A 5848-nucleotide genomic window follows, 5' to 3' on the forward strand; every position below is an offset into this window, starting at 1 on the left:
AGGGCACCCTACTTTTTTCTTGATAAAAAAGTAGGCAAAAAATCAAGAACTTTCCGAAGGCGCCTCTGCCGCACAGATCAGCCGCACAATTTCCTTGCAACTCGGCTGCATTATCAAATGCTGATGCCCTTTCTCACCCGCAGGCCACCCTTGCAAGGAAATTCGCCCGGTGCTGTCGGAAAGCTCGCGTACTATCAATGGTAGTATGTTATGATCGGCAGTTGGGACAGTGCCAATAACAATGGCAGTTCCATTAATTAGCGGCAGGAGACAAACGATCATAACCCGCTGCCACTAATTGGGGCACCCGGCCTCAGCGGATTCAGCGTTAAGAAAGTTTGTGGTGATGGCGTTGTGATTCCTTTCTTTTTGCACTGACAAGCAGATGAAGCGAGTGTTGCATGAACGCTCGGTCAATGCTGCCATTCACACGGCTCTTCGCTGCGTTCACGCTATCAGCATAAACTTTTAGCTGAAGATCGGTGAAGCCGGCGGTGTTTTGGTCCTTTTCCACTGTAGGAAAAGGACTAGGCCTGCCTGGCCATGAAGGCTAAACATATTTATACATGCAAGAGAGTACTCTAATGAGTGGCTTTTGCAAAAATCAAAGTTAGCCGGGCTCATTGCCGCCCGATGGCTAGGTACTTTTTCTTGATAAAAAGTACCCAAAAATCAAGAAAAGAAATAAGCTTCAGCCGCACAATCACACGCGCGGCCCGCATTTCTTTTCGGCCCACCGCGCCCGGATTTCACGCCGACCTGCATGGCGCCGAACCAGGCAGTGCTGTCTTCATCAGTAGTTCCATTGATCAGCGGTAGGAAGTAAACATTCATCCTATTACAGCGCTTGCCGAAGCACGAACCGGCCTTTGAAGATTTGGAAGTAAAGGCCAATAAAATTGTTTGCAGTTCCTTTCGAATCGGCACAAGCATCAGCGTTTTCCGTGAGTGGAGCAGGTTCATTCAAATTGCAGTTCCATTCCCACGGCTCGGAACATGCTCCTAAACAATTTATTAGGTATTTACGACAAAGATTCAGCAGCCGCGGCATTTTTGGATACTTTTTGCTGCAGAAAAAAGTATCTAGGCCCGCCTGGCTATGAAGGCAATAGCAAAATGAAAGGGAGTCCGGCTCATTGCTGCGGGATGGCTAATCAACACGTCGTTGCGGCAAATAAAAACTAACCAGGTTGAATACTTGAACGAAATTAAAACCTTAACTTAGGTGTACATCTAACACACTTTATGGAAGAGCAATCAAAATTCCCCGACCTTACCGACGCGGAACGAAAAGCACTTGAAGAACTCATGCCCGACGAAATGAGCGAGATCATTACGTCAGGTATCAAACGCCGGCATTTCCTTAAACTTTTTGCGGTAACAGGTACCAGCTTACTGGCCGCACATATATTGGGTATCGAACAGTTGATGGCCCGGAGCGTTCCAATTGAATCTTCGGGGCCGGTATTGATCGAGAATGGGGTCAACATCTCATTTAAAGTTAATGGCAGTGCGCAAAAGCTGATGGTTGATTCACGTATGACGCTGCTCGATACGCTTCGCGAGCGCCTTGATCTTACAGGCTCGAAAAAGGGTTGTGACCATGGTCAGTGCGGCGCATGTACGGTAATTGTTGATGGTCGACGAGTGCTGTCCTGTCTTACACTAGCCGCGACTTGTGAGGACAAAGAAGTAACCACGATCGAGGGCCTGGCTGTTGGCAATGAACTGCATCCGATGCAAGCCTCTTTCATCAAACACGATGGATTCCAGTGCGGATACTGTACTCCGGGGCAAATCTGCTCGGCCGTTGCATTAATGGATGAAGCAAAAAACGGTGAGGCCAGTTACGTGACCGGCAACGTGCGCGAGAAGGTCAAGCCTGTTAAACTTTCCGGCGAAGAAATCCGGGAACGCATGTCAGGTAATATCTGTCGCTGCGGCGCCTATCCAAACATTGTAAATGCTATCCGGGAAGTGCATGGCGATCAAGCTGTGGCGCAGGTTTGGCAGTTCGCCGACGGTACCATGTAGATCATACCTGTTGTTGCCTTATTTAGATCTAATGCTTCTTTTTTTATCATAAGTAAAGCGTCTGTTATGAGACCATTCAAATATTCAAATGCGCCCGATCCGGCTACCGCGATCAAAATCGTATCTGCTAATCCAACGGCGAAATATCTTGGTGGTGGAACCAACCTCGTCGACCTGATGAAAGAAGACGTGATGCGGCCTTCCGAGCTTGTAGATGTGACCCGGTTAAAATATTCGAAGATTGAAAAGAAGGGAGACGGAGTGTCCATTGGCTCTACTGCCACCAATGCTTTTACGGCTAACGACGAGATCATCCGGAAAAATTATCCGTTACTTTCCATGGCGATACTTGCGGGTGCCAGCGCGCAGATACGGAATATGGCTACCAATGGCGGCAACTTGAATCAGCGCACGCGATGCCCGTATTTCTATGATGTACACATGCCGTGTAATAAACGCGAACCAGGCACAGGCTGCGGCGCATTTAATGGCTTAAATAAAAATCATGCAATTTTTGGATGGTCAGAAAAATGCGTGGCCACTCATCCTTCTGATATGGCGGTAGCGCTGGCCGCGCTGGATGCCGTTGTACAGGTGGAGGGCCTAAATAATGCAAAACGAAGCATTCAATTTGCAGATTTTCACCGGCTTCCCGGCGATCATCCAGAAAAAGATAATAACCTGAAGCAAGGAGAGTTCATTACATCGATCGACCTGCCTGCAAACCAGCTCGCAGATAAATCTTACTACCTTAAGATTCGTGAACGTTCTTCCTACGCATTTGCTTTGGTTTCTGTTGCTGCAGCTTTAGTAACGGACGGCAATAAGGTTAAAGAAGTAAGAATCGCCCTCGGCGGAGTTGCACATAAGCCCTGGCGCGCATCAGTCGCCGAGAAATGGCTTACCGGGAAGGAAGCCACGGAAGCAAATTTCAAGGCCGCAGCAGCGGCCGAGCTGAAAAATGCGAAGCCATTGGAGCATAACAAATATAAAGTAGGATTAGCCGCTAAAGCTATCGCGCGAGCCTTGGAAGGCGCCATGCAGGGGGGCGCCTATGGAACTATGGAAGCAGATTCAACAAACAAAGATTAAGATCATGAGTGAAACCGGTAAACCAATAAGTCGCATTGACGGGCGCATGAAGGTTAGTGGTAAGGCGACCTATTCTGCGGAGTTTAACCAGCCGAACATGGCCTATGCTTTTCCTGTTCGCGCGACCATTGCAAAAGGAACGATCGCATCCATCGATGACGCCGCTGCTAAAAAGGAGCCTGGCGTAATTGCCGTAATCAGTTATAAGAATGCGCTGAAATTGAAGCCACTCGACATGCCGGCGCAGATGAAAGCCGGTGCTGCATTCCTCGGTGAAAATCTTCCGCCGCTGCAGGATAACGTCGTGCATTATCCAGGACAATTCATCGCTGTGGTAGTAGCCGAAACCTACGAGCAGGCTCGTACAGCCGCCTATAAACTACAAGTGCGTTACACGGTCGAGAAAGCTGCAGTTGATCTGAAAACCGAACTTCCAAACAGCAAGAAACCGAAGATGTTCATGGGTGAAGAAGCCCAGGTGCATGAAGGAGAAGCGGCTGCACCGCTGGCGGCGGCGCCCCAAAAAGTTGATCATACCTATTCAACCCCCGCTGAACATCATCACCCGATGGAACCGCATGCAACGGTTGCAGTCTGGGAAGGTGCCGATAAACTTACTTTATATGACGCCACCCAGGGAGTTGGGCTTACCGGTGCCATTGCCGCATATTTCTTTGGGTTAAAAAAGGAAGACGTGCGTGTCATCGCGCCTTTTGTTGGTGGCGGCTTTGGCTCTAAGGGACTCTGGCTGCATACGTTAATTGTTGCGATGGCTGCAAAAACAGCGGGCCGCCCGGTGAAGCTTGCTCTCACGCGGCAGATGATGCAAACCAATGTGGGACATCGTGCGGCAACCTTTCAACACGTGGCGCTCGGGACAGACGCTGCCGGAAAGTTAAGCGTGTTACGTCATCATACAGATACTTATAATAACCTGACGCAGTTTTTTGAACCCAGCGGCAAGCAATCGCTTGTTTTGTATAAGGCTCCGCTTCGTGAGGTTACTTACAATGTAGCGCACCTGGATCGCGGCACCCCAACGTTCATGCGTGCTCCCGGCGAAACTCCAGGCACCTTTGCATTGGAGTGTGCGATGGATGAAATGGCTTATCAATTGAAAGTTGATCCAATAGAATTTAGGATCACAAATCATACTACCAAAGACCCGATGAAGGGGCATGATTTTTCCAGTGAATTCCTGGTAGACTGTTACCGCATCGGCGCGGAGCGGTTCGGATGGTCATCCCGCAGCATGGAACCCAGGCAGAAACGGAATGGAAAATACCTTGTGGGTTACGGAATGGCGACAGCGACCTATCCCGGAGGAAGAAGTGCAGCATCCGTAAAGGTAATGATGAATTCAAAAGGTGATGTAACAGTGATGACCGCATCCATCGATATCGGTACTGGAACTTATACCGTGCTGGCACAAACTGTAGCCGACGCACTGGGTGTACCGGTTGACCGCATCGAGGTCAAGATCGGGGATTCCAGTCTTCCTGCTGCGCCATTGGCGGGTGGTTCGCAAACAACCGCGAGCATTCATCCTGCAGCAATGGAAGCCGGCGTGTTGCTGAGAAAAGAACTTATCGCCCTCACAATCAATGATCCTGATTCTAAACTAAACGGTCGCAAACCGGAAGAAATCGGTTATGCAAGCGGTAAACTTTTCGTAACAGGCGATGAAAAAAAATCCGACACCTATTTAAATATTTTAAGCCGTGCAAAGAGAAACGAGATTGAAGCTTGTGCGACTACTTTGCCGGTTTCAGGTGCAGGGCTTACCGTTCCGAGTGCGCTTTGCACGCCGAGCCAAACTCCGCCGGAACAAAACAGCGATACCAAGCAGTATGCTTTTCATTCGTTCGGTGCGCAATTCGCCGAAGTTTGGGTAGATGAAGACTTTGGCACCATCCGCGTTAAACGCTTTACCAGCGTGCAGGATGTTGGGAGGATCATGAATGAGAAAACAGCGAGGTCGCAGATCATTGGTGGTGTAATCTTCGGTATTGGTGCAGCCTTAATGGAGGCAACTGAGTATGATAAGCGCTGGGGTAACCCGGTGACACGTACACTAGCCGATTATCATGTGCCGGTTCACCTCGATGTTCCGCCGATAGATGTTCATTTTATCGGTAAGCCGGACCCACATATTTCACCTATTGGCGCGCGTGGAATAGGTGAAATTGGAATCACCGGTGTATCTGCAGCTATTGCGAATGCTGTATTTAATGCAACCGGTAAAAGATTGCGGGATCTCCCGTTGACGCCGGATAAATTTTTTGATGAACAATACGTTTAATATACGTCTCGGTTAAATGTCGGTGCGATTCCTAAGCAGAGGTTTAAGCCAGTTAACGGTACTATCAACAACAGCTATTTAATGAATGTCAGCCGGGCTCATTGCCGCCCGATGGCTAGGTACTTTTGTCTTGACACAAAAGTTCCCAAAAAGTCAAGAGCTTTCCGAAGGCGCCTTTGCCGCACGACCTATTATACAATTTCCTTGCAACACAGGCTGCATTTTTCAAATGCTGAGGCCCTTTCCCTTACACAATCCCAACCTTGCAAGGACATTCGCCCGGCGCTGTCGGAAAGCTCGCGTACTATCAATGGTCGTAATTTATGATCGGCAGTCGGGGCAGTGCCAGAAATATCGGCAGTTCCGTTAATCAACGGCAGGAAGCAAACGTTCATATCTTACTGCCATTGATCAGGGCAC

General features: G+C 49.0%; 4 protein-coding genes. 3 read left to right on the forward strand and 1 reads right to left on the reverse strand.

The window, feature by feature from the left end; translation table 11 throughout:
- Positions 1-672: 672 nt before the first annotated feature.
- Positions 673-963 carry a hypothetical protein gene (locus GS399_RS20365; RefSeq protein WP_160846504.1) on the reverse strand — a complete coding sequence of 97 codons (291 nt, stop codon included), beginning with the start codon at positions 961-963 and terminating at the stop codon, positions 673-675.
- 282 nt (positions 964-1245) lie between these two features.
- On the opposite strand from GS399_RS20365, the gene GS399_RS20370 reads away from it, so the two are divergent.
- From GS399_RS20370 to GS399_RS20380, 3 genes are all read left to right on the forward strand, one after another.
- A complete protein-coding gene (locus tag GS399_RS20370) occupies positions 1246-2034 on the forward strand; it encodes a 2Fe-2S iron-sulfur cluster-binding protein (protein WP_160846505.1) in 789 nt (262 codons plus the stop codon).
- A gap of 66 nt (positions 2035-2100) precedes the next feature.
- Positions 2101-3126: an FAD binding domain-containing protein gene (locus tag GS399_RS20375; RefSeq protein WP_160846506.1), complete on the forward strand. Its 1026-nt coding sequence runs from the start codon at positions 2101-2103 to the stop codon at positions 3124-3126.
- Between the two features lie 4 nt (positions 3127-3130).
- Complete coding sequence (locus GS399_RS20380; RefSeq protein WP_160846507.1) at positions 3131-5428, forward strand: xanthine dehydrogenase family protein molybdopterin-binding subunit; 2298 nt, start codon at positions 3131-3133, stop codon at positions 5426-5428.
- Positions 5429-5848: the final 420 nt, after the last annotated feature.

Origin of the sequence: Hufsiella arboris (genome assembly GCF_009834875.1) — a bacterium.
GTDB lineage: Bacteria > Bacteroidota > Bacteroidia > Sphingobacteriales > Sphingobacteriaceae > Hufsiella_A > Hufsiella_A arboris.

What these genes read in the sequence shown, in the direction of transcription:
- GS399_RS20365 (WP_160846504.1), bottom strand. Translation starts at nt 963, where the DNA reads ATGAACCTGCTCCACTCACGGAAAACGCTGATGCTTGTGCCGATTCGA.
- GS399_RS20375 (WP_160846506.1), top strand. Translation starts at nt 2,101, where the DNA reads ATGAGACCATTCAAATATTCAAATGCGCCCGATCCGGCTACCGCGATC.
- GS399_RS20380 (WP_160846507.1), top strand. Translation starts at nt 3,131, where the DNA reads ATGAGTGAAACCGGTAAACCAATAAGTCGCATTGACGGGCGCATGAAG.
- GS399_RS20370 (WP_160846505.1), top strand. Translation starts at nt 1,246, where the DNA reads ATGGAAGAGCAATCAAAATTCCCCGACCTTACCGACGCGGAACGAAAA.